General features: G+C 43.4%; 21 protein-coding genes, 3 tRNA genes and 1 pseudogene. 8 read left to right on the top strand and 17 right to left on the bottom strand.

The window, feature by feature from the left end; genetic code table 11:
- Positions 1-632: 632 nt before the first annotated feature.
- Positions 633-1,151: a hypothetical protein gene (locus EJV45_RS01810; RefSeq protein WP_129713932.1), complete on the bottom strand. Its 519-nt coding sequence runs from the start codon at positions 1,149-1,151 to the stop codon at positions 633-635.
- A 479-nt stretch (positions 1,152-1,630) separates the two neighbouring features.
- Here EJV45_RS01810 and EJV45_RS01805 point away from each other — a divergent pair, with 479 nt between their 5' ends.
- Entirely contained in the window at positions 1,631-2,986 is a 1,356-nt protein-coding gene (locus EJV45_RS01805; protein WP_240755163.1) for a recombinase family protein, read from the top strand.
- Positions 2,987-3,511: 525 nt separating this feature from the next.
- Here the strand turns inward: EJV45_RS01805 and EJV45_RS01800 are convergent.
- Positions 3,512-4,432, bottom strand: coding sequence for an endonuclease/exonuclease/phosphatase family protein (locus tag EJV45_RS01800; protein ID WP_205942307.1), 921 nt, complete (start codon positions 4,430-4,432; stop codon positions 3,512-3,514).
- Positions 4,433-4,784: 352 nt separating this feature from the next.
- On the opposite strand from EJV45_RS01800, the gene EJV45_RS19720 reads away from it, so the two are divergent.
- Together EJV45_RS19720 and EJV45_RS01790 are read left to right on the top strand one after the other, a co-directional pair.
- A complete protein-coding gene (locus EJV45_RS19720; protein WP_129713931.1) occupies positions 4,785-5,879 on the top strand; it encodes an RHS repeat-associated core domain-containing protein in 1,095 nt (364 codons plus the stop codon).
- A gap of 17 nt (positions 5,880-5,896) precedes the next feature.
- Positions 5,897-6,319: a hypothetical protein gene (locus tag EJV45_RS01790; RefSeq protein WP_129713930.1), complete on the top strand. Its 423-nt coding sequence runs from the start codon at positions 5,897-5,899 to the stop codon at positions 6,317-6,319.
- Between the two features lie 141 nt (positions 6,320-6,460).
- Here the strand turns inward: EJV45_RS01790 and EJV45_RS01785 are convergent, their stop codons facing one another.
- Complete coding sequence (locus EJV45_RS01785) at positions 6,461-6,676, bottom strand: helix-turn-helix domain-containing protein (RefSeq protein ID WP_205942306.1); 216 nt, start codon at positions 6,674-6,676, stop codon at positions 6,461-6,463.
- Between the two features lie 923 nt (positions 6,677-7,599).
- Between EJV45_RS01785 and EJV45_RS01775 the strand changes: the two genes are divergently transcribed.
- The 4 genes and pseudogenes from EJV45_RS01775 to EJV45_RS19715 all read left to right on the top strand — a co-directional run.
- Positions 7,600-8,283, top strand: coding sequence for an RHS repeat-associated core domain-containing protein (locus tag EJV45_RS01775; protein ID WP_129713929.1), 684 nt, complete (start codon positions 7,600-7,602; stop codon positions 8,281-8,283).
- A gap of 632 nt (positions 8,284-8,915) precedes the next feature.
- Positions 8,916-9,536, top strand: coding sequence for a hypothetical protein (locus EJV45_RS01770; RefSeq protein WP_129713928.1), 621 nt, complete (start codon positions 8,916-8,918; stop codon positions 9,534-9,536).
- 294 nt (positions 9,537-9,830) lie between these two features.
- Positions 9,831-10,511, top strand: a complete 681-nt coding sequence (locus EJV45_RS01765; RefSeq protein ID WP_129713927.1) for a hypothetical protein — start codon at positions 9,831-9,833, stop codon at positions 10,509-10,511.
- 318 nt (positions 10,512-10,829) lie between these two features.
- Positions 10,830-10,967, top strand: a pseudogene (locus tag EJV45_RS19715) (helix-turn-helix domain-containing protein); the annotation flags it as partial.
- A gap of 2,205 nt (positions 10,968-13,172) precedes the next feature.
- Here the strand turns inward: EJV45_RS19715 and EJV45_RS01755 are convergent.
- The 11 genes from EJV45_RS01755 to EJV45_RS01710 form a co-directional block, all read right to left on the bottom strand.
- A tRNA-Pro gene (locus tag EJV45_RS01755) sits at positions 13,173-13,246 on the bottom strand.
- Between the two features lie 187 nt (positions 13,247-13,433).
- Entirely contained in the window at positions 13,434-14,168 is a 735-nt protein-coding gene (locus tag EJV45_RS01750; RefSeq protein ID WP_129713926.1) for an SDR family NAD(P)-dependent oxidoreductase, read from the bottom strand.
- Between the two features lie 16 nt (positions 14,169-14,184).
- Positions 14,185-14,727 carry a GNAT family N-acetyltransferase gene (locus EJV45_RS01745; RefSeq protein WP_129713925.1) on the bottom strand — a complete coding sequence of 181 codons (543 nt, stop codon included), beginning with the start codon at positions 14,725-14,727 and terminating at the stop codon, positions 14,185-14,187.
- 101 nt (positions 14,728-14,828) lie between these two features.
- On the bottom strand, positions 14,829-15,278 hold the full coding sequence (locus tag EJV45_RS01740) for a GNAT family N-acetyltransferase (protein WP_129713924.1): 450 nt from the start codon (positions 15,276-15,278) through the stop codon (positions 14,829-14,831).
- Between the two features lie 220 nt (positions 15,279-15,498).
- Entirely contained in the window at positions 15,499-16,290 is a 792-nt protein-coding gene (locus EJV45_RS01735; protein ID WP_129713923.1) for a M48 family metalloprotease, read from the bottom strand.
- 127 nt (positions 16,291-16,417) lie between these two features.
- On the bottom strand, positions 16,418-16,675 hold the full coding sequence (locus EJV45_RS19595) for a hypothetical protein (RefSeq protein ID WP_240755162.1): 258 nt from the start codon (positions 16,673-16,675) through the stop codon (positions 16,418-16,420).
- The gene (locus EJV45_RS19590) at positions 16,665-16,910 is read right to left on the bottom strand and encodes an SRPBCC domain-containing protein (protein WP_240755161.1); all 246 of its coding nucleotides are present in this window, start codon (positions 16,908-16,910) and stop codon (positions 16,665-16,667) included. The genes EJV45_RS19595 and EJV45_RS19590 overlap by 11 nt, the downstream gene beginning before the upstream one ends.
- Before the next feature lie 3 nt (positions 16,911-16,913).
- A complete protein-coding gene (locus tag EJV45_RS01725) occupies positions 16,914-17,225 on the bottom strand; it encodes a helix-turn-helix transcriptional regulator (protein ID WP_129713922.1) in 312 nt (103 codons plus the stop codon).
- A 262-nt stretch (positions 17,226-17,487) separates the two neighbouring features.
- Positions 17,488-18,201: a DUF4625 domain-containing protein gene (locus EJV45_RS01720; RefSeq protein ID WP_129713921.1), complete on the bottom strand. Its 714-nt coding sequence runs from the start codon at positions 18,199-18,201 to the stop codon at positions 17,488-17,490.
- A 9-nt stretch (positions 18,202-18,210) separates the two neighbouring features.
- Complete coding sequence (locus tag EJV45_RS01715) at positions 18,211-18,900, bottom strand: hypothetical protein (protein ID WP_129713920.1); 690 nt, start codon at positions 18,898-18,900, stop codon at positions 18,211-18,213.
- A gap of 59 nt (positions 18,901-18,959) precedes the next feature.
- Entirely contained in the window at positions 18,960-19,898 is a 939-nt protein-coding gene (locus EJV45_RS01710) for a DUF4625 domain-containing protein (protein ID WP_129713919.1), read from the bottom strand.
- Positions 19,899-20,988: 1,090 nt separating this feature from the next.
- On the opposite strand from EJV45_RS01710, the gene EJV45_RS01705 reads away from it, so the two are divergent.
- Positions 20,989-21,528 (top strand): TlpA disulfide reductase family protein, encoded by a 540-nt coding sequence (locus tag EJV45_RS01705; protein ID WP_165304954.1) that lies wholly within the window; start codon positions 20,989-20,991, stop codon positions 21,526-21,528.
- A gap of 796 nt (positions 21,529-22,324) precedes the next feature.
- Here the strand turns inward: EJV45_RS01705 and EJV45_RS01700 are convergent.
- From EJV45_RS01700 to EJV45_RS01690, 3 genes are all read right to left on the bottom strand, one after another.
- A tRNA-Pro gene (locus EJV45_RS01700) sits at positions 22,325-22,398 on the bottom strand.
- Between the two features lie 16 nt (positions 22,399-22,414).
- Positions 22,415-22,501 (bottom strand) — tRNA-Ser (locus EJV45_RS01695).
- A gap of 76 nt (positions 22,502-22,577) precedes the next feature.
- Entirely contained in the window at positions 22,578-24,584 is a 2,007-nt protein-coding gene (locus tag EJV45_RS01690; protein WP_129713939.1) for an HD family phosphohydrolase, read from the bottom strand.
- Positions 24,585-24,636 lie beyond the last annotated feature (52 nt).

Below are 24,636 nucleotides of genomic sequence, written 5' to 3'. Positions count from 1 at the left end.
GCCAATCCATAACTGGGGACTGGCATTCTCTCAACTTTATATTAAATTTGGTGACAGAATTCTTCAGGAGAACAGAGGCTTCTGAGAGGCGTTAATTTAGAACTGACACAGTTCGCGTTACACTCCCTGTAACAGCAAATGCGCTGCTTTTCCTCACGCCTATTCTTTGGGTAAGTAATTTTTCGCGGCAAATTATTTCATTCAATTAACACCATTTTTTTAAATAAAATTCAGTCAACTGAATTACGCCGTCAATAGCTTAAGACAATTTCTTATTTGTTTGGACCAATCTACGGCTTCCTTCGAATGCTTATCAATACCATAATGCAATGAATAAGACACATAAATACTGATACAGAACATAAAGGAATAGACGCAGATGTCAATTACTGGATACTTGTGAACTTTATCTTTTTGGTAGCGGTATCGATGAAAGCGGTGAAATTAAGCCAGTGGGCGTCTATTTTGTCGATAACGATAATCCGACCTCTTTGAGGTAATTCCACTGTTGGAACCTAATATCAGGAACAATATTCAGAATCTGATTGTAAAATAGCAGCACTTGCTATCGATGGAATCATAAAGAAAAAATATGTGCTCAAAATCGAATAGCACCGAGATTTTATCATGATCTATTTAGACTTAGCCTTATAAACATCCTCCAGAGACAGGCATGACCTATTGTGAACTAGCCACATCACTTCATACAGCTTTACCAGGCGATCATAGACGTACAATACTTCGGTTTTAGTCAAGCTTTTCTCCATAAATTTATCGCTCAAAGCATCATATAGCCAATTGCGAAAAACTCTATTGTAGTAAGTCAAATCGTAAGTATCAAATATGCTCTTAAATACCCGGGCCGGTTTAATGATTTCTTTTGGCTCCAGATGACTAGGATAATACTGCAAGCGCTTCCGCTCACGATTAATGAACCAGTTAATTATATCCGGTTTTCGCTTACTAATCCCTGTACTTCCCAGTTTTCGATTTTTTAGCAACAAGGCTGTTTCGAGAAGCTTCATGGTTAGCTCATATTGATATAGCATATGCGATGGAATAATGTTTTTTTGTTCTTTGTAACAATATTTCTGCAATAACAAGTTCAAAAGGGGTAGCATTTTCCTTACGCCACAGGAAATTCCTGCCATGCACTTTGAACCATGTTAGTATCTGCTTTTGAAAAACTATAATCTGCTCATCGCTTATAACCATTATTCATGCTTTCAAGACGTTTAATGTCTCTATTGAATAGATAAACGTTGCAAAACATAAACAGTTTCTTGACTCATGTTTAGGCCTATTGTTAATAGAATTAGATACCTTTGTATTTTATCCTACGTAGGATTTCCCGTCATTTTTTTCACCAATTATTGTATCTCAAAAGGAGATACAGATGAGAGCTAAATTTTTAGAAAAAAGGAACGTCAGGCCAGATCAGGCGGTGCGCATTCTGCGAAAAAATGGAATAGAAGTAACTGAAAAAGAAGCCCGTAAAATTTGGATTTCATGTATATTTTGGCTAAATTAGCCATTAGAGAATACTTTTTTGACAGCACAAGTCCCTAAAGGTTAGGCGTGTACAAAGCTCTCTTCTTTTTGACATCCTCTTTTCCAAAATTTTATTTTTATGAAATCTGCATATCTATACGTGCGTGTAAGCACGGATGAACAGGCTAAACGTGGCTATTCCCTTCGAGAGCAGGAAGAGCGCTTACGTTCTTATTGTGATACCAATGATATTGATATTAAGGACATCTATCGTGAGGATTGTTCCGCCAAAACTTTTGACCGCCCTATTTGGGCCAAACTACTGAATGAACTTAAAAAGCAAAAGAATAAGAAACAACGCAATAATGTTCTTTTCATCAAATGGGATAGGTTCAGCCGTAACGTAGAAGCGGCTTATCAAATGATCGGCACACTACGTCTTATGAATACCGATGCAATCGCCATTGACCAACCCGTTGACTTTAGTATACCAGAGAGTAAGGTAATACTATCTGTTTACCTGACCATACCCGAAGTAGAAAATGACCGTCGCGCACTCAATACTTTCTATGGTATGCGCCGGGCAAGGAAAGAAGGTCGTTGGATGGGGTCGGCACCAACTGGCTACATTAACCGCATTACACCTGATGGTAAAAAGTATATCATGCCAAAGTCTAAAGAAGCTGAGCTGATGAAATGGGTAATTGAAGAATTAGCTAAGGGAGTATTGGTTGCTGAACAGGTACGCAAGCTGGCTAATGAGAAAGGACTCAAATGTGAGCGCAATAATTTTTGGCGGTTAATTCGTAACCCTATTTACTGCGGCTACATAGTGGTACCACCCCACGAAAACGAGGAACTGGAATTCGTTAAGGGACAGCATGAGCCGATTATCAGTAAAACTCTGTTTTATGAGGTGCAAGACATATTAAACGGCAATCAAAGAGCCATTGCCACTAAGTCAAATTCGGTTACTATGTTGCCATTGCGTGGTTTTTTAAAATGTCCACTATGTCACCGGATGTTGACTGGCAGCGGCTCAAAGGGCAGGAATGGTCGACAATATTATTACCACTGTTCTTCTGTTGATTGTAAATGCCGTTTCAAAGCAGAAGATGTGAATCTCTATTTCGAAAAAGAGTTGCTAAACTATAAGCTTGCTCCAGGTGCGGGGGAACTGTTTAAGATGGTGGTAATGGATGAATTTAAATCGTCTAACCGAGATGAATTTGATGAACGCCGTAACATCTGCAAACTGATAGAGGAACAAGAGGCAATGCTGTCGAATGCGAGGCGAAAACTGATGAAAGAAGAGATTGAGGCGGAGGACTTCAATATCATTAAAAAGGAATGTAATATCGAATTGCGCAAATTAGAAGAAAAGCTTAATGAGTTGCCCTCAACCAGTCAAAATATGAAAACCCTGGAAGGGCTTCTTGAAATCGTAGTAGACCGCTACACAAACATCGATAAGGTACGGGATGGCCGAAATTGATGAAAAGCCGCGTATCATCGGTTCCATGTACCCTGAAAATATCTGCTTTGACGGAATAGAACATCGAACCGCAAGACTGAGCGAGCCGCTCGGTCTTATCTTACTAATAAACAGCAAATTAAAGAGCAAAAAAATGGGAAAAGTTCATTGAATTTGAACCTTTCCCGTCAAGTAGGCCCGACGAGAATCGAACCCATCTAAAGTTCAGCCACCTCCTGATACCGTTAATGGTGGCGCTGTCGAATCCTACTTTTGTCTTGTCTATCGGAAGATTTAAAGACACTTTCAAGGCAATGATCAATCTGATCACTATTAAATATGGGGCTTCACTTCGTCCGTTTGCAGAGCCCGACGATATAGCGGGAAGTTCTTACCAGTTTAGCCAAATTCTAGTTGCGAAAGCTCATTTTTCGTGCGTAAGAAATACTGTGTTGTCCCAAAGTCATACGAAGAAGTAATTAGAATACCATGAAAAAGCAAATGTCGTTTTTTTGCTATTTGTCAACAAGAAAATTGATTTTTGAATCAATCTTGGGCCGTAAGTAACTTTTCACTTAAATAGTTGTCGGTATGATCAATAGCTACTTCGACCCACATGGGCAAATGATCGGACATTTGGAACGTTCTCCAATGAGTTTTGTAATATGTTGTCTTTGCGTCTTCGTCCCGGAGTTCACCTTTTGAGTTCTCCAAGTATCCTTTTCCCATGGAAGCGGCATATTCCGTTTCGCTTTTCTTGTTCGCTACGAAGACAGATTCAAAAAAATCAAAAACATCCGCCTTTTTTGTAGCCTCAAAGCGGCCTGGTCTAACTTTAAAGGCGATTTGATCGTAAAATTTGTTTTTCAGTGCGTTGGAAGGGAGAGACTGTAGCGCTTCGGGAATGGTGAATCCGGCTTTGATGATAGCTTCATAAGTCTGGTCTTCTTTTTTGAAAATATTGAAGTCTCCAAGCAGAATCATGTTATGCGACCAGGCAGACGTTTGAGCAGCTTTGTTAGCGATCATCTTGGCGAGGTCTTCAATCTCTTTGATCCGATCGGGATCATTGCCTACTGAGGCGCCATACAAAATATGAACCGTGGTTAATGTAAAATTTGTCCAGCCAGCCTTAAACCCGCAAAGGAAAGGGGTCCGGCAAAGTTGCTTGACAGGCTGATAGATCGTCTGCCCGCTTATGGGGTCTTTTTCTTCCAAAGGAGGCAGCACCAGCTGACCGGCTAAGCCGCCAAACCTGACTTTTCGGGTGTCAAACAAGAGAGCGGTGCGCTCGGAATCCCCTTGGCGTCCTTCGGTTACATCGGTGAACATATAGGACCAATAACTACCCAATATTTCCAATATTTTATTGGGCGCCCTTAAATCGTCACGCACTTCCTGCAGGGCAATCAGGTCAAACTTTGATATGATTTCGGCAATGTAATAATAGGATTCATCTACCTGCATCCGTATTTGCTACCACCAAATTCTCTGATGTTCCAGGTAGCCAGCGGCAGGTTGCTCTCCATTTGTGTTTCAGGAATTTCCTGGGCCAGTTGCGCGCGCAGAGTTTGAAGATTTAAAATGTTCGGTTTCCTTTTGGCGTATGCGCATTGATGTTGTGGAAAAAGGCATGATCTTTTGGTTTAGATGGCTTTTTATCAGTGGTATAACTGATTGGAGATGGCAAAATACTTGTAAACCTGAATACTTTAACAATAGGCGGTCCTTAGTTTAAGATAAGCATTGAAAACTAGCAACACATATTCCCCAGGAGGTTCTGGTTGGATAAAGGCACACGGAAGGAACAACCGACTATATAGGCGAGATTCACTGCAAAAACAGCAACATCGACTTTATACAAACCGAAGAAGGCCTGGCAAGGAATAATAATGGCAACTACAGCTACGAATATAATATTACAGACCATTTAGGAAATGCAAGGTATACCTTCAACAAACACCCTACTACTGGTGCCATCCAGACACTTCAGATTGATAACTATTATGCATTTGGTCTTAGAAAATCAGCAACTGCAGGAACAAATAAGTACCTTTATAACGGCAAGGAGTTGCAGGAGGAGTTAGGCCAGTATGATTATGGGGCAAGGTTCTATGATCCTGTAATCGGAAGATGGAATGTTTTAGATCCGCTCGCTGAAAAATTTCACCATTTAAACCCGTACAATTTTACTGACAACAATTCTGTCAACAATCTCGACCCGGATGGAAGAGAGACCCTATATGGAGATGCGGCGAAGGAAGCGTTTCAACGCTATAAAGACATGTTGCGAGGGGTAGATGAGGATGACGAATTCAATATCATACAGCCCTGGACTATTGCATTTTATTTTGCTCGGAAACTAACAGGCGGCTTCGGTTTGAAGCGGGCCATCCAGGGTGCAGCGGACAAAGCTGCGAACGTAGCCGAACAGCAGGACCCTGGTTACGCGGAAAATGTGCCGGAAAAAGTGAGATCGGTTAGAGCCAAAGTAAAGGATCAAGCTGCTACCAATAAGATGATCGATGGAATGACAGAGGTTGCAGTAACAACCTTTGCCGCTGCTGAATTTGCAATGGGTGGCGTTCAATCGACCTTTGGAAGTTACATGAAAGCTGTTGCCGCTAAGGCGGGAGCTAATCTTGCAAAGACCCCTGTAGGTCGTAGTGGAAATGTATTGAAGGTTGTAACCAAGAATACACCAACTACTATAAACGGCACTAGGTTTACAGGTCATGCTCTAGACCAAATGCAAGCAAGGGGTGTTCTTTCTCCAAGTGCGGTACTTGATGTTGTTAAGCACCCTGCCAGGATGTTTCCGGGGAATACACCAGGTACGACTGTTTTCATAAGAGATAATTTAAAAATTATTACAAACAAAGCTGGGGATATCATTACTGTTATTCCTCAGTAGCGAAAAGAATTTATACAATGATACTTAAAGGGGATATAGGCAAATTAGAAATAAGGGTCTTAAAGAGAAGCAACTCGGAAACGGATGACTATTGGGACGGCAATTGGCTTGAATCAGAAATCAGAATAGATGTTCCGGGCTTTAATACCTTGTATGGAACAAATTTGAGAGTTGACGACCTGCAAACATTTTATAAGAAACTTACTGGTTTACAGAGCGGAAATATCAACGAAGCAGAATTTATAACAATGGAAGAAGGTTTACACCTACATTGTGAGTTAGTTGCAAATGGTCTTATAGAATGTAAAGGAAAAGCAAATAATAATACAGGAAACAGTTTAGACTTTAGGCTTCAAACTGATTTATCATCCTTACACATTTTTGTAAATGAGCTTAAAACGATTTTAAAATCCTACCCTTTGGTAGGAAGTTTGGAATAGCATAAAGCCCGGCAAGTCAGGCCTTTTTTATTGAATGGCCTTGAGCTTGGCCGCCTTGATAAGGTTGTCGAGCGTGTAAAAAGCGTTTTGCCTATCGGCTTCGGGCAGCTTCTTAACATCTTACAGGCGTTGGAGCGTTTTTTAGTCCAACGCCTTCAAATCCCCATCGCCCACCAAGTGATCCAGTGAAACGGAAAGGGCATCCGCCAGTTTTTTGGCGGTGTGAATGCTAGGCTTAACCTCGTCCCGTTCGTACTTGCCTCCTATATCGCCATTGATCCCGGAAAGCTTTTCCAAGTCAGCCTGGGAGAGCTTTTTCTTTTTTCGGCAGAAGCTCACTTTTTGTCCAAACGTCATCAATATTGTTCAGTTTTTAGTGGCAAAAAACCAACCACAGGACAAAATAGTAGAATAAAAGTTCAGAAACAATTTGATTAGTTCTTGCCTTGTTCGGAATGATACCGTCCTTTTGTGAAGGATTATTCAGATTTATAAATTTCAAAACTATTTTCTATTGCGAGGACAGGAATCAAACAAATCAAGCTGCAGCCCAAGGTCCGGGAGTTATCCGGCGGACCGAAAGTAGTATCGTAGCTGAACGTGAGCGGTGTATGGCTGTAAGAACTGGGCTTCAGGGCAGGCGATACGGTAAGCATTACCACCCGGGAAAAGGTGTTAATCATCGAGCCGCTGGAAGGCGAAGCGAAAGTGGAACCGGAATACAAAACGGCCTGCAGAAAGTAAAGCAAACCCTTAAAAAATTGGCTCAATGACGATACCGGAAACCGCTTTGCGGTTCATTAGAACCTTAAGGCAAAAATTTGATTATCGAACAAATCAAAGACTAGTTGAGCATTTTAACGGTACTGGAGCATTACGGCATCAAAACCGAACCGTAACAAAATGGTGTGCTGTCCTTTTCACGATCATAAGAACCCAACTATGAAGGTTTAGCCGGAAACCAACACCGTCTTTTGCTTCACTCTACGTCGTTTAGATTAATGATAGTCTATTAATCCCGAAAACAGGTGCGCACCTCTAAATTATTTGCTTTTTGATAAAGCAGATGAAGCTTAGCTAAAGCTTTTTTGTCATTTCGAGTTTCTCTCGTTCCGCTGCCAGTAACCTTTCGTACAGTTCTACTACCTTATCAAGAGGATTAACGTACAGTGATAAGAGAATCCTGTACTATTATCGTTAAAAGTGTTAAAATATTGAAATAAGGATTCTTCACTGAATTGTCGGATTGCGTCAGCGGATATTTCTAATGCCGATGCGACGTGCAAGAGAAGTTCTTCATCACGCAAACTATCTATCGATACGATGAAAATGGCAAGGCATGTAAGGATGGATGTACAAATGTCGATCTGACTTATAACATCCTTGACCTACCTCAAACCGCAACAAAGACGGTGTTGAGCTTAACTTACCTTTATGATGCGACCGGTCAAAAACTCAGAAAGACCAGCAATCTTGAAGGCACAACGGACTATGTTGATGGCATTCAATACAGAAACAATGTCATTGACTTTATACAAACTGAAGAAGGACTGGCAAGGAATAACACTGGAAATTCCAGTTATGAATACAATTTAACAGATCATCTGGGAAATGTCAGGTATACTTTCAACAAACACCCTACTACAGGTGCAATCCAGACGCTGCAAATTGACAATTACTATGCGTTTGGTCTTAGAAAATCAGCAACTGCAGGAACAAATAAGTACCTTTATAACGGCAAGGAGTTGCAGGAGGAGTTAGGCCAGTATGATTATGGGGCAAGATTCTATGATCCGGTTATTGGCAGGTGGACAAGCGTTGATCCTTTAGCGGAAAAAATGCGTAGGCATTCTCCTTTTAATTATGGTTTAAATAACTCTATTAGATTTATCGATCCAGATGGAGCCCAGAGCTTGATTGGGTCAAGAAAGATGGGCAATATATTTGGGACGAGAATGTCGTAGATGAAGAATCGGCTAAGATGTATCATGGTAACAGTGCCTCCTATATGGGAGCACAAGATGTTGATATCATCAAAGACCTAAGGTGAAATAAAAAATATTCTGATTTAAAAACCACAACTTCAGGACATATCGATGCCGATAATGAAAGTGGAGGAGACTTTGGGGCAATGGCTTATTCAGCTTCTCATTTAGTAGTAACGACCGTAAGTACGAGACTGAGCATTAGCGCGAACGTTAGTGTCTCGATCAATACTGAGGATGGAAGTATCTTAAAGACATTTAACGGCGTAAATATAAATTTGACTAATACGAGTACAACCACTGGCACAGACGATCTTGTGACGGGAGGGCGAATGTCCACAAGCTTTAATGGGCAAGATTATTCAGCAACCATGAAACAGCCAGATACTAAAAATTCCATTTACTCAAAAACACATAAAACATCCCAGGGTAGTATATTAATACCTGCTTCAGAACTTCGATCCGGGGGTTCGTTTCCAGGTGTGAAATTGAAAGGCAACTGGTGGAATTACAGACCCGAAGGTGGGGCGACCCCTTTAGCGCTACCGGTCATAAAGTTGCCTATAACCTACTCTCATGTATTTGTACCTTAGACGAACATAACTAACGCTATGATTAATTTCACCTATCTATTTATTTCCCTGTTGTCTCTACTGTTTGCTGGCTGTAAAAGTGAGAAGAAACCGCTGGAAACAGATTGCAAAATTCATCTCTCAAATGCAAAGAGATATGTAAGTCAATTCTACAATTCGAACAGTACAAGTGCACTCAATCGCGCAGTAGCTGAGCTTGATAGTTTTCTTTTGTGCTCGCCTGAGACAGCGACGTCAGCAAATTTAAGAATTACTGCGTTAACATTATTGGAAGATTATCGCAGTGGGCAAAAATATATCGAAACACTAAATGGCGAATTGCTTCATCCCAGATACAAGAAGCAGATGATTTACAATTACTTTCGCGCGAAAGAACATAGGCACAATAGCAGAGTCGACTCATCTGAATACTTTTTAAAAAAAGCGATTTCTGCCGTTGATGATTATCTAAAAACTAACCCTACCGACGAGGAGGCATATCTAGACATGTTCACACTGAAAAGGGAGATCTACCCGAAGCAGCTAATCAACGATGAAATTGACGTCTTGCGTCATAAATACCCTAAACGGCAAGTTTTCTTCGATGGAATTAGAGAAGCGTTATGGCCTAAAGAAAAATCAGCACGACCAGAAAATTAGTATAACTGTCCCAATTCCGGTAAACGGATACACTTATAACGGAAAGGAACAGCAGGCTGAGTTAGGTCTAGATCAACTAGACTAATGGGCGAGGTATTATGATCCTGTAATAGAGCGTTGGGGAATGTCGTGGATCCCTTAGCTGAGGGCACAGACGAAATAAGGCCCTACAATTATGTAATGAACAATCCTATGTTGATGGTCGATTTTGACGGATTGAGCGCTGATAATATACTCAAAAAGCGGTAAATTGGCTTAAGAAAAACCAACCCAACTGGAGGGATTTATTTAGAGTTGAAAGAACATTTAATTAAGTTGCCCCTAACATCAATACCATTCCAAGATATTCCTTCTTTGGAAGATTTTCAATATAAATATGTTTATTGCTCTTACTTTTCATTATACGAATTTCATGGTTTGGATTTAAACCTGTTTAGTGTTTATGATTGTTTCAGCCCACCAGAGCCGGCAAAAGTTAAAAATCACAACTTATTGTTTGGACGCGTTCTAGCGGAAGAGCCTACTAAACGAGGGAAGGACAAAATCGTAAAACTCGAGCAAACTGATCTACAAATCAAAAAGACGGAACTGCCACATTTGAATTACAGCAATAGCGAAGAACCTACAGGTAATTGGTTCTTTGTACAAGATGGCAATTATTATATCTTTTCGGCTATCCGATCCACATACGAAAAAGTGAAACATCTGGAAGGGATCTCTGTCTACGCTGACATGACACTTCGATTGAGAATTGTAATTGAATTACTGAAGAGAAACGTTAGAGACGAAAAAGTTTCGTTAACCGACGCACAATTTAAGGAAATTGCTTTTAAAGTTTTTAAAGCGGAGCCTTCCGCAAAAAAAGTAAACGACTCGGAGATTCTTCAAGGTATAGACAATTGGTTACCTTCTATGCTGATGACCCCACTGTTTGAAGAAATACCAGAGAACTATAGGGAACAGGTTAGACCTTGAACTGTTTTCAGCAGAGCTGACTTACCTTCAAAAATTATTCGACACGCCGGAAATTCGTTGTAGGAAAACTTGATAAGTTCGTAAACGATTCATGTTTTTGTAGTTAATAGCAAATGAAAATAGAATTTGAGAATCTTTAGACTGATTTGAAATTGTTTGGGAAGCGTATTTTGAGTGCCTAAAACTCATCTTATGAAAATACCATACATGATAAAATCTACATAGTGGCCTCAACATATAACTTGATGAGTATTCAAAACGACTGTTTATTGTATTACAAGAGCGTATTGCAATGTCTAAGGATGTTTAGCTTTCGAGGTAAAAATTGATCGGCATCGGCTCGAGGGCGTAGAAACTGGAACTGTAAATCCAACGATATCAACTTTGAATCGTATTGCTGTAGCATTCGATATTACGGTTGCTGAACTGCTAAGGCCTGTCCCAACTATCTGGTGATGAAACTCATTAATGCATTATTTATAAAGTAAATGTTATCAAGCTTGCCGCAAGCCGTTAATCCAAGGATCTTTAACTTTGGAAATTTAGCTAACACATCAAAATTTGAAATAGACTTGCAATTTTGAAAAAGCAGGACTTTTAACCGTTGGTTACAAACGCTTAGATCTTCCAGTGACATTAGTTTAGGACAATAACCAACATCAAGTTTCTCTAATTTTTGCAGATGCCCAATACCGTCTAAGGACTCAATCTTTGATTGGTTAATAACCAAACTTCCTCAAGTTCGCAAGCGAAGCAATTTCTTGTAATGACATATCATTTGGTGCAAATTTACTCAGATGTAGATAAGTCAACGATCGACAATTTTCCAAATTTCTCTTCTTTTACTCATAAAACTCCTTCCCGCGATAAAGATATCTATTCGTACCGGCCATCGCCGATGTTTTCAGACCAATGTGTAATGATGATCCATCTGTAAGGTTTATGGGGCCTTTGTTCAAGGTAAAACGAACGGTTTCCACTTGATCTATTAGCTGTGCTCCCAGGCATCCCTGGAAAACCAGGTTTAGCGATTTAAAGAGATGGGATTAATCCTCATATGCAAATGTCAGGGCAAGTATCCAGGCGAATATTAACGGGATGAGGAAAAATCCAAACCAAAATGCAAGGAAATAAGCGTGGATGAGTATAAAGACCAAAGGACAGCATATCAATATCTTTTTTCTGACCAAACCCGGTCGTAAAAACAATAGAGATACTATTCCAATATGCGAAATAAGCAAGATTATCCAAAGCATGATCGAAATCCAATCGTAATGACCTACACTCATCATTTGAGGGAAGATTACGAATTCAAATTCACATAATAATGACCACTCTTTTACGAAATATGGATTGAGAAAGCTTGCGGCAATTAGCAAGACGTATAAAGCTTTATTTATCATTACTTTCAATTACATTCATCAGCTCCATCGCTGCGTGTCCCGAGATTCGAGTTGTTCCAAGTGTAGCTCTGACAGCTTGATCCAAATCTCATTATTCTTCGTGACTAAGAAATGGTAATAACTTCCTCCTCCAGCCTGTCTGTCCTAGATAGGCCATACCGAAAGTATACGATCGACAGCTTTGTTTATGCTTTACGCGTTAAAGAATCTGAATTTAAAAATGAATTATTTCAGCTTCAACAGATTCGTTCAAGGCATCTGCGACGCTATCCAAGTTAGTCTTAATCGCTAAAACTAATAATCAAATTCCATAAAGTTTTTATTTCGTCGTCCAATTGATAACCCAGAGCGCATAATAATTAGCTGCCAAATTCTTCTTCTGAATGAATCTGCATTATGTGGCGTACCATCCACCGGACAAATTAGCAATATTTCCTGTTATTCCGTGACGGTACCTGCCCAAGCTATTGTTATTTCGAGAATTTTGCATCGCGACATGAAGTCATGATCATTGTCATCCACCCATCTATTTTTTCATTTTTACGCATGAAAGAATCGAGCCTCTACCTGGGCTAATCACCGGTTCCAATGAAGCGACTTTAAAATAGGCAATCAGCACGGTCCAGAATTGTCCGCCGCTGTCTGCATATATCGAGGCTCTAGCGCAAAATTCAACAGCTTTTGCCATCTCCGGCCATCTGCAAAGCTGACCCTACCTGTTCATATCCATTTTTCGCTCTTTGAATATGATTTCCGCCCTTGGTGACAAAGTCATCTCCACTTAGATCGATGGAATTCCCGCTGCCATCTGCGAGCCCTCCTCCTTCCTTAAATTCAAACTGTCCACCTGCTGTAGACGAACAGGTCGCATGCGTGAATACCCTCTAAACGTCTGTAGCCGAAAACCCGATAATCCGTGCCTTGCGGCTACATCATAAATAACAAATCAAACGTTTGGGCAGGATTGCACTCGTTCCTCGCGCGATCCTGTGAGGGGGTGACGACACATGAAACAGAAGCCGAAAAATTGGTAATCCGCGCCTTGCGGCTACATCATAAATAACAAATCAAACGTTTGGGCAGGATTGCGCTCGTTCCTCGCGCGATCCTGTGAGGGGGGGTGACGACACACGAAACAGAAGCCGAAAACCCGAGGGTTTTCTGAGGCTTTGCTGTTCCCTCCCTCCCTGAAGCCTGCGGCTTCGGTCGGGGCGGAAACAGCAAAGCCCCCGCTACGCGGAGGCTTCTGTTTCGTGTGTCGGGGTGGCAGGATTCGAACCTACGACCTCCACATCCCAAATGTGGCGCGATACCGGGCTACGCTACACCCCGAATCAGTTGAACTGATGGCTGCAAAGGTATAAATAAAATGTATTCTGGCGAGCTTTTTTTGTAATTTGTTTCGATGTATCTACAGGTCAGCTTATTAATTTGAAATCGCTATGCGCAGCAGTGGGTCTGTAATCGGATTTTAAGTGAAGTCTTATAGAAAACGAGGTCCGCAGACCACATACTCACCTTATCTTTTTAGCGAAACACCCGTCCGTTCCGCCAGCGCCTCAACCAGTTTGTCTTGCAGATCTTCGTCATCAGCGCGCGGATTGCAGCTTTCTTCTTTCATGTGATAGAAGTATTTCCCGCTCACTGCCGAAGCACGATCCCTTCCGTCCGCAAGCCATACCTGTGTCTCGTATCCCTGATCAAGGTTATCGGGTGCCCCCTTCCCTCCCATTTTAGTTGGTACCCAACCCGGATCAACTGCGTTTGCATAAACGTCCGGCCAGTAGCGGGCAATGGCCTTGCATAACATCAGCACCTGCAGTTTGGTGTCTGAGTAATTTATTGTATGATGATTATTGCGCAGCGCCTCAAGTTTTGGCTCTCCGCCGGCCTGCATTCCCGAACTGAGATAAATCAAACGCTTAGGCCGTTTTATTAAAATGGTCAGCAGGTATGGTGCTACCGTATTTACGTTCACCAACTCGTCAGCCGGCGCCCGGTAGACGCCCGCATTATGAATAACTGCATCAAACTGACCGCTGCCATTCACTGAGTCTGCCAGTCTGATCGTGGCCCCGGTGTTCGACAAGTCCCCGATTAAAACGGTCTCTGCGCCCGGGTTTGCCAGAAGCGCCTGTTCGGCTCTGCGCTCATTCCGGGCATGAAGAATGACATCGTGACCCTTTTTGATGAGCGCCGTTGCCGCCATTTGTCCCAAACCGTCTGCAGATCCTGTGATAAATATCCGTGCCATGATAATCTCTCTTTGTTTATACTGACAATTTCTTAGGTTCCTGAAGAACCTTTTTCATCATGATATCGGTTTGCACCTCTGCACCCAGTCGGAAGATGTGTTTGTCAAATGCGACAAAACCGTTTTTCTGATAGAAGCGGATTGCCCGTGGGTTCTTCTCCCATACCCCCAGCCAAACATAGGGCGATTGGCGACCGATTGCTAACCTGACTGCTTGATTAAGAAGCAACTGACCTACTTTCCTTCCATGGTAATCGGTCAGCACGTAGATCCGTTCAATTTCAACTGCCTCCTCATCCTGACGCTCGGTTTGCGCAATACCTGTATTGAGTTTTAAATAGCCGACCACCTTGTCTCCAATCAATGCGAAATAGAAACAGGAATCCGGGTTGCCAAGTTCAGCCGTAAGTTTCTCCCGGGAGAAGGCCTCCTCAAGATATTCTCTTAAATTACCAGCATCATTAGATGCAGCAAAAGTCTCCGTAAATGTTTGCCTGCCTATCTGTTGCAGCACATCAGCATCAGCGGCTGAAGCTTTTTCGATTTTTACCTCTTCCATTACTTTTTTTAATCAGTAAATCAATGACAGGACCTCCTCAATCGAAACGAGTTCAGCACTTAGCCACTATTGTTCCGATAACACGTTCGGCGTGCTGAGACTTAAACGGTTTTCAGCATCTCAATATGAGGAATACCATCTTCGTCGTATGGTTCACCCTGTTCTTCAAAGCCAAGCGAGCGGTAAAACCTGAGCAGATAAAGCTGCGCACCAATACGAATAGGCGAACGTCCAAACTTTTCATAACAGGCTGATATTGATGCTTCCATAAGCCTTCGCCCCAGCCCCTTCGCCCTGTAGAGTGGCGCCGTAACTACCCTGCCAATAGAAACTTCGTGGTAAGACAAACCGGCAGGCAGCAACCTCGTATAAGCGGCCAACTGACCATCTGCATAATAAAGCAGGTGATAACTTTGCAAGTCTTTATTGTCCAGATCAGGATAGGGACAATTCTGTTCTACAATGAAGACCTCATTTCGTAATTGAAGCACCTGATACAACTCACTTGTGCTTAACTCGTTAAATGTTTTGACAACAAAACTTTCTATCATAACAATACATCCTGTGAGACCGATGCCACGTAGTGATGGCTAATGATCCATGCCCATCTGCTCCCTAAAGATAACGTGAATCCTGCGAAGCAAAAAAAACAGCTCCAAAATACGATAAAAGCCATGGCACATCCACGGCTTTTGTTTTATTTGCTTCGTAATTAGGTTTGATTATTACGAAAAACTGTCATCGACCAGATCAGGGCCGTAAATCACAACATTAACTCTTCACCAGTCCATCCTTTTTCGCTCTGGCCAACACACGTGCTGCCCGTTCGTTGCTGTCAGGATGTGAACTCAGCATCTTCTCTGACTTGGTCCTTTTTGTTCCTGAAGCAGATTCCATCTCCGCAAACTTACTGAATGCCGAAGCCAGCGCCTCAACCTTGTAGCCGTGCTGTTTCATAAAATGATATGCATAATCATCTGCATCGGTCTCCTGTTTCCGGCTGTATTTGCTGTCCAGCAAAGCGTTAGCAAACTTACCCAACTGGCTCTCGGTTAACGAAGTTACAACACCCGATTGCGATCCCGCTGCATCCATCAACGCTTCACGCTTGTAAGCGCTTCTGACGGCGTCGCGCGTGTCCTTATTCGCCACATGGCCGATTTCGTGCCCAATAATACCAAGAAGCTCGTCATCGGTCATAATATCCATTAGTGCAGAAAACACCCTGACACTTCCATCTGCGCATGCGAAAGCATTGATATCGGTTACTTTATATACTTTGAAGTTCAGCTTTAGGCCGCCCTCAGCAGTATGTCTGGCAAACAGCTTCTTAAGTCTGATGGTGTACGGATCATTGTCTGCTGCGACCGTGTTGTGCGTGTCCATATAAGCTACCGCTTCTGCTGCCAGTTTCGCTGCTTCCGCGTCTGAGAACGTGGCTGCTTTGACACCTTTGCCTATAGCGCCGATACCTTTCGAATTCAGCTTGATCTGGGCAGAAGCATCAGCGGCAGCAGCGCCAGCAAGCATAACGAACGTTAAACGTAGAATTGTTTTTTTCATAAAAAGATGGTGTGAATAAAATTTGTATTCGAACAACCATCCGTATCAGAATGTTTCGCCGCAATGGTGATTGTATTTCATGCTCGTACATGCCAAAGTCGTGGCTTCGGATCGGCAATGAAAATGCCTATTTGTTAAGTGTAACCAAAAGCTCATCCAAAGCTTCGTACGTAGTTGTCATCTCTTTACCCATACTCAGCACAGCCTCCAGATCCGCAAGCGATTTGTATTGAATGACTGATTCGACAATTGTATGTTGCCCTTTATCCGAAAATGTTGTATGCCATTTTGCTCGTGGCATGGACGCATCAATGTCTCCGTTTTCATTGCTGAATGCGTCAAGAGATTCATAATAATCAATAGGTCTGATATGATCATAATCCATCCAGTTCCAGTAGTTTTTTATCCGGATCAATCATTGCAAAATGCCAATGGCCACCATTCCTGAAATCCATCGACTTGGTTTTATTGGTAAAAGATCTCGGCGCAAACCACTGATCCAGCAATTCATGCTTGGTAAAGCAATCCCAAACCAACTGGCGTCCAGCTGCGAACTCCCGCCTGAGTGTCAGGATATTGTTTTGTTTGTTAGCAATGAAATCAAATTGTAAACCGTTCATTTTTCACTTTTTAATGTTTATTAATAGATTATCTAACTGTTTAAATTTAGTTTCCCATATCTCCCTGAACTGCTCCAGCCATTTATCGATTTCTTTCATTTTCTCAACCTCAAGCGAATAATAGATCTCTCGTCCCCGTTGTTCCTGCTTCAGCAGTTCACATTCGGTAAGAATGCGCAGGTGTTTTGATACAGCCTGGCGGGTAGTATTAAAATTTTCAGCTATGGCGTTTGGTGTCATCGCTTGTAGTGCGATCAACCCAATAATAGCTCTCCTAGTGGGGTCTGCAACCGCCTGAAAAATGTCCCTGCGCATAATGTCTTAATTAACGAAACCGATTGGTTGCAAATATATATGCAACCAATCGGTTTCTCAAATCTTTTATTTTTTTTTCTGCAGTCCTTCGAAGCGGCGCATCCGGCAGGAATAACCAATAGCTTTTGCTTTCTTCTTATCCGCTGTCAAGCGCAGAGTGCATGCCCGCTCATTTTAACATTACATGACGGCTACCGCCGGAAGTAGTGATGTGCCATTCATAAGTTCCTGACCCCGAAGATTGCTCGATGATACCTTGGCGCTATTTATCGAAATGATACGCATAGACTGCCTGCTTGCCGGTTTTATCGATAACCGAAATGTTTACATGGTAGTGCCCGCCAGGCGCAGTGCTGAGATCAATATCCTTAATTAACTGAAATCTGGTCTGGTCAACCATCGCAGGATTCGTATCGGTAACCGTTCTGGTCCATGCACTGGACTGAACTTCTATAATCAGACCTGATATCCCTTTCGTCGCCTCGACCAGCCCTGAAAACCTGAGCATCGAGGTGTTAGATGTATCCAGGAAGGCATTTGTTATACGAGGCAAAGACAGATCCCTGACGATCTCGAAGTTAGCTTTTACCTGCGTTTTCTCCCCCGCCTGGTCGGTAACGACCATCAGCAAAGAATATTTGCCAGGCCGCGCGTTTTCAGGCACAGCGATGTGTTCATGGAAATGTGCATCTTTCAGGCCAGCGTAAGATGTATATGTTTTTACAAAATCCCAACCGTAATTCGTTTCGGCCAGTGTGATCTGTACTTTGATTTCAGCTATCCTTCCGGCAGCAGTCAGCCTGGCATCAAGATGCAATTCATTGTTGGTGTATGCTATTCCTGAATTATCTAGTCCGATCTCTTTTATTTCAATGCCGGGCTTTTCCCGAACAGTTGCTGCGTGTTTTTTACACGACAAAATCAGGGTAACGGCTAAAATTGCCATTACCCATGCCCTTAACTGTATACAATTCATAGCGGTTAATTATAGCTGGTCGTACTTGCCATAATAATACAAACCGGCCGACCGGAAAACGGTAAGCCGTTTGCCGGAGACAAAACCTAATTCTACATTGTTACCACTCACGTACTTGAAGCCGGCGCCGCCAATCAGTGTGTAAGTATTAAGCGTATTGTCGATGCCGTTTGTGTCAAAACCTGAACCATAACTATTTGTTGCGCCATTATTGAAACTATAGATCATGACAGGTTTATTGCTCACACCGCCCATTTTGAACTCTTCACCCCTGAACGACTTGCCGGCAAGTTGATTGGTTTCGCCAACCGGAAGCATCTCTCCTGTTGCGTCATATTCGGTATTCAGGGCTTTGTAATACGCCGAAGTTATCTTTTTATCCTTATCGAGGGTAAACCTGGCGATCCGCGCGTTTCCACCCGTTACTTCAAAAGTCAGCTCTGTTTCGCTAAGGGTATATGTTCCGGTCAGATTTGTAGCAGACGAATTGATAAACAACGCTTTGTTGTCTTCAAGCAACCGGATAAAAAAAACACTCGTGTACCTGGTGCCGCTCTTTTGTGTAAGCGTTCCTGCAACAAAATGGTCGGTAATTACAAAGGGCTCTGGTTCGTCCGGAATATTTTGTTCATCTTTTTTACAGCTTCCGGCCAGTAAGGTAAAAGCGGCGAGTATAATTGTAAATAATTTGATTTTCATCGTTTGTCTGTTTGTTGTGACTGTCATTTTTGGATTTGCTGGTTCTGATGAGACTTCGTCTATTCTATACCAAATGGAATTGATCTGTAAATGGTCTTATTGGCGGTCATGTTCTTGTAGATGATCACGAGGTTGTAATCGCCGGCTTGCCAGGATTTAGTTCCATTGATCGGATTACCTCCGCCGGTGTTGTTATCGCGCGCAGCGCCAATGATCAGATCCGGGATGAGGCGGACGGGCATAAATGTGTTGAAATCGAAAACTGAATTGGAAAAATCATAAACAGCTGGCTCGTTTTTGTGTTCGAAAACATCATAAACGATCGCCTTGCTCAGATCCACCTCTTCAATTGTTTTCGGATTGTAGTTTGCAGATTTTTTGATCAGGAGCGCGTATAATTTGCCATCACCTTTTACAAAGGATACGTTAACCTGAGTTTGCAGGGTGTCTCCCATTTTAAGACGCTGGGACGGGTATACGTCTTTATCAGCATGTGAATCGTAAAAGGGTGTCCAGTTCCGGTGTACGTAAATGCCGGTAAACATCGGCCTGACCGGAAGATTTGCGCGACTAAATATCTCAAAGTCCCGCTTCACTTCGAGTTTTGATCCGTTCTCGTCATAAACAGCAACGACCAGATCATATTTTCCTTCCGCAGCCTCGGCGGGGATTTTAAAATGCTTGTGGACATTGGTATTCTTCAAACCCTTGTACTGCGTCCAGATGATTTCGTGGGTCCAGCTTTTGCTATACGTTTCTCCGGGTCTCTGGATCATTTTCACCTCGACCTTATCGAGTTTTTCAACAGCAACCAGGTCTGCTTCAAAATGAAAGTCTTCTCCGGTCACGCCAATGCCTGCATTGCCCAGTCCGAGTTCCAGGTTATCCATTTTTGGCCGGGGCGTTTCGGGTTGTATTTGTTCTTCGGCATCTTTTTTACAAGCTGTAAATGTCGACAGAAATAGCAGAAATAAAATTGTAGATTTTATCGATTTCATGTATCAGATAGTGATTTATAGGTGAGGGATGTAGTTTAATTAAATTGAAGGTTTGATTTCAGGCAGGTTGATAGCTGAGCGAAGACGCCAACGTTTTAAGCGCTTCAGACACCGGACTTCGGTGAGGAAATGGCAGTTTGACTTCCGGCTTCGCGTGAATTGCAGCCATTGCAGACTGATCATTTCCAGAAACAGCCATAGACACTGCAGCCGCCAGGCCACCCATACAAGGCAAGCGCTCAGCGCCACGTTAAAAGTTAAAGCCTAACGGCGGAATGCAACCCTGCCCCTTCCAAATTCCATAACCAGCGTCTAACCGGCAGTAACGTTGGCGGGGCCCGGTCCCTGAGGCGCCGGATCGCCGAAAAGCGCAGGAAGGAATCGCCAGACAGGAATATCAGACAAATCACACCCGCTTTAAGGCACAAGAGCACATGGCGCTGAGTAAACAGCCAATCCTGCTGCTGTTTTAAAAGATCACAAAAAATACAATCTGGTGCAGAATCCGCTATGGTTGATACGGTATGAGTTTGATGAGTTCTTTTATGCTCGTGCAGCAGCTGGCCAAACGGCAGCTGGCAAAATATCGCCAGCAGCAACCAGCCTGTGCCCGTGTGCCTCAACTGCTTTATTCTTTCAAGCCTCATCAGATCTTTATTGCAGCAAAGTTGCAACAATTAACGTTCATACGCAACAACGTTGCATTTTTTTTTAATCCGGAGTTCGATCATTGAGTTTTGTCGCAGGGATAAAATGGAAAGAGCCTTAGAGTCGACTGGTGGCTCGCCTACATGCCTATAGGCCCTACCCCGCTGCGAAGAGCAGTTTGTCAACAGGCCAGGGATGCGAAGCGTGAGGTGGGCGGTTCCTAAACAAAAATCACATCTGCAGCTTTTCAGAACGAAATATTTTATGCAACTTTGATGCAATAAGAAACTTCTGGTAATCAATGAAATTAACTTGCACCCTCAGACTTTCAGCACTTGACATAGCCAGCACCGTGTTGACAAAGCTGGTGATATTAAAATCTAAGCCGGTCTGCATATGGATCAGCCTGTTGTCGATCACACTATTATTGCTGGCAAAACCGATGACAGCAAAATCTCAGACCAATGAATATGAGCAGGCCCTGGCGAAATTTACCGGGGCAAAAAAGTATGATATAGAAAAGCCGGGGGCTATGGATGGTGTTGCAGCTCCGGTATTCAGTGCGAAAACTATTGCAGGCAAACAGATCGATTTGTCGAAGCTGCAGGGAAAGGTCGTTGTGCTGAATTTCTGGTTTATTGCCTGTGCGCCTTGTCGCGTGGAGATACCTGCCTTAAACGCATTGGTTGAGCGGTTTCAAAACGAAGATGTGCTCTTTGTATCTATCGCCCGCGAAAATGAGGAGGCGCTCAAAACACATCTGCAATCGACGAAGTTTTTATTTCAAACGATCGCAGATCCGGAAACAGCGCTTTCGGGAAAGACCTTCCATGTATTCGGCTATCCAACGACTATTGTAATTGACAAATACGGCAAAATCAGATACTATTCCCTGGGCGGCAAAATAACCGAAGAGGCCGTACACAAAGAGTTTCAGGCGAAGCTGGTTCCTGTTATAAAAGAGTGCTTGAATAGTAATTGATCTACCTTTACGTCCTGTGGTTTTAATATTGATGATTTTCGGGTTTCAAATTCTAGCCATTTTCACTCATGAGATCGGTGATTTATGACTTATGTGAGTTGGAAGGGCGTGCGATTAATGCCTTAAAGTCGTCAAAAATTAAGATACAGCCCGGCTCAGTCTTTTTACCTTTAGGTTGGGTGGGTCCGTTCGACGAACAAATCAAATGGCTGGCAGATTTACCCCCATTCCTCTCGCTATAACAAATATCAAAGCACACGGTACAAGCTAACCCCGGCACATCTATCAGTTCCCGTTCCCTGAAGCCTGCGGCTCGGGCAAATGAAGAATCAAATCTTCGGGCTGGATTGCGCTCGTTCCTCGCGCGATCCTGTGACGGGGGGGGGTGATGACGCACGAAACAGAAGCCGAAAAATCGGTAATGAGAGCCTTGCAGCTACATCGTAAATAACACATCAAATCTTCCGGCAGGATTGCGCTCGTTCCTCGCGCGATCCTTGAAGGGGGGTAACGACGCACGAAACAGAAGCCGAAAACCCGGGGGTTTTCTGGGGCTTTGCTGTTCCCTCCCTCCCTGAAGCCTGCGGCTTCGGGCAAATAACCAATCAAATCTTCGGGCAGGATTGCGCTCGTTCCTCGCGCGATCCCGTGAGGGGGGTGACGACATACGAAACAGAAGCCGAAAACCCGGGGGGTTTTCTGGGGCTTTGCTGTTCCTTCCCTCCCCGAAGCCTGCGGCTTCGGTCGGGGCGGAAACAGCAAAGCCCCCGCTACGCGGAGGCTTCTGTTTCGTGTGTCGGGGTGGCAGGATTCGAACCTACGACCTCCACATCCCAAATGTGGCGCGATACCGGGCTACGCTACACCCCGAGCTGACCTGAGTCAGCGGTGAGGGCGGGATTCGAACCCGCGGTACGGTTGCCCGTACGACAGTTTAGCAAACTGTTCCTTTCGGCCTCTCAGGCACCTCACCAATCCTCTTTGCAGCACTCCTGCCGCTGTTTTAAGGTCTGCAAATATAGTAATTCAGTGTATTCTGCAAAAAAAAATTATGCATGTTGTTGATAATCTATCCGCACGTGATAAATGCTCATTAACATTGTCTTGAATATCAGCTTAATAGTCTCGATATCTTTTAACGTCAGATCGCAATTATCAAGCTGATCCTGCTCGAGTTTGTAATTTATAATCCGCTCAACCAGATCATTGATGCTCTCCATGTCCGGATTTTTCAGACTTCGGGAGGCCGCCTCGACCGAATCGGCAAGCATCAGCACACCGGTTTCTTTCGAAAAGGGAATCGGTCCAGGGTAACGGAAGGTATTCTCATCAACGAACTTTTCAGGCGAATTTTTTAAAAATGACTGGTAAAAATAATCCACCCGCGTGTTGCCGTGATGCGTGCGTATAAAGTCGATCACCGCTTCGGGAAGCTGGTGTTTCCTTGTAATCTCAATCCCTTTATGCACATGCTGAATGATGATCTGCGCACTCTGCTCATATGGCAGCTTGTCGTGCGGACTCTGCGCCGTATTCTGGTTCTCTATAAAATACTGGGGATTCTCCATCTTACCAATATCATGATACAGGGCCCCCGCCCGCACCAGCAGCGCATTGCCCCCGATCTTAAAGATCGCCGCCTCGGCCAGGTTTGCTACCTGCAGCGAATGCTGAAAAGTTCCCGGCGCCTTGAACGCCAGATCGCGCAGCAGCTTGTTATTTGTATTTGTTAGCTCGATCAGCGCCACATCAGACGTAATACCAAATACCCGCTCAAAAGCATAGATAAGCGGATAGGCCAGCAGCGATAACAATACACTGAATACAAAAGGCGCAAAATTCAGCCACTCGATCTCCGAAAACGAGCCTTCGCGCAACAGCGCAATACCCAGAAACGATATCAGGTAAGCAAGCAGAATATAAAACGCAGACAGCAAAAATCTTGCCCGCTTGATGAAGTTTTTTATGCTGTAAATGGCCACCATACCGGCCGTTACCTGGTAAAAGACAAACTCAAACGCATTACCAACAAAAAAACCGGCCACCAGGATTACCAGCAAATGCAGGTAAAGCGCCAACCGGGTATCAAACAAGATCCTGATAATAATCGGTACGATACAGAACGGAATGTAATACAAACTCGGTAAATTCATCTTGATTGCCCAGGTCAGTGCCAGCAGCATCCCTGTAACCACGATGAGAATGAGCGATAGCTGCCGGTTGTCAGCAAATATGTCCTTCCTGAACATGGCAAGGAAGATCATCAGCAAAGCGATGGTAAAACCTACCAGCAGGACCTGCCCCAGGTAAACCTGCGTGCTGCTGCCTATGCTTTTGGTCTGCGCATCATAGGTGGTCCTGAACGATTCAAGCTTTTGATAAATTTCATCATCTATAACCGCATTGCGGGATACGATCAGCTCTCCCTTTTGCACCATTCCCCGCGTAGAGGAAATGTTCTCAACCGTATTTTGCTGCACCACTGCGGTAAGCCGCTCATCAAACGAAATGTTCGGCCTGATGTGGTCTTCAGCCAGTTCAGTCACCATCTGGTTTACCTTTACACTGGTCGATTTAAAGTTTGTTCTGAAATAATTTACCGCAGATTCGGTTGTAAAAACGTCCTGCGTACTCGTCCGTTTCGAAACATTATCGGTCAGCAGCGAAAAATCGTAGCTGCTTTTTCCAGCCAGGTGTGTATTATTTACACCCACCACACCTTTTTTGTAAATAACAGCCAACAAAGCAAGCGCGCGCGCTTTGATTACTTCACGCTCCCGCTCACCCGGTGCGGCAGTGCCCCACTTTACATCAAATTCGCCCGAGAAACTCTCGGTTTCAATTCCTTCAAGCTGCTTGTTAAGCTGATAAACAGGAAGCACGTTTTTCAATGCATCATTGCGGTCGGCCAGGATCTGTCCCGGCGTCTTCAGGATCGCAAAACTGAATGGTGCCACCAGGTCCCGGTTCATCCAGCTTTTGCCTTTCTCAAACTCATACCTGAAACGAGGCTGCTTCGGAAGGTATAGCGTGATGACAAGTACCGACACAACCATCATGATATATTTGATGTTCGATGAGTATTTACGGTACAAAAGCCTGTGGGAA

The organism is Pedobacter sp. SYP-B3415 (genome assembly GCF_004138205.1).
GTDB lineage: Bacteria > Bacteroidota > Bacteroidia > Sphingobacteriales > Sphingobacteriaceae > Pedobacter.
This window is presented reverse-complemented; position numbering and strand designations above follow the sequence as displayed.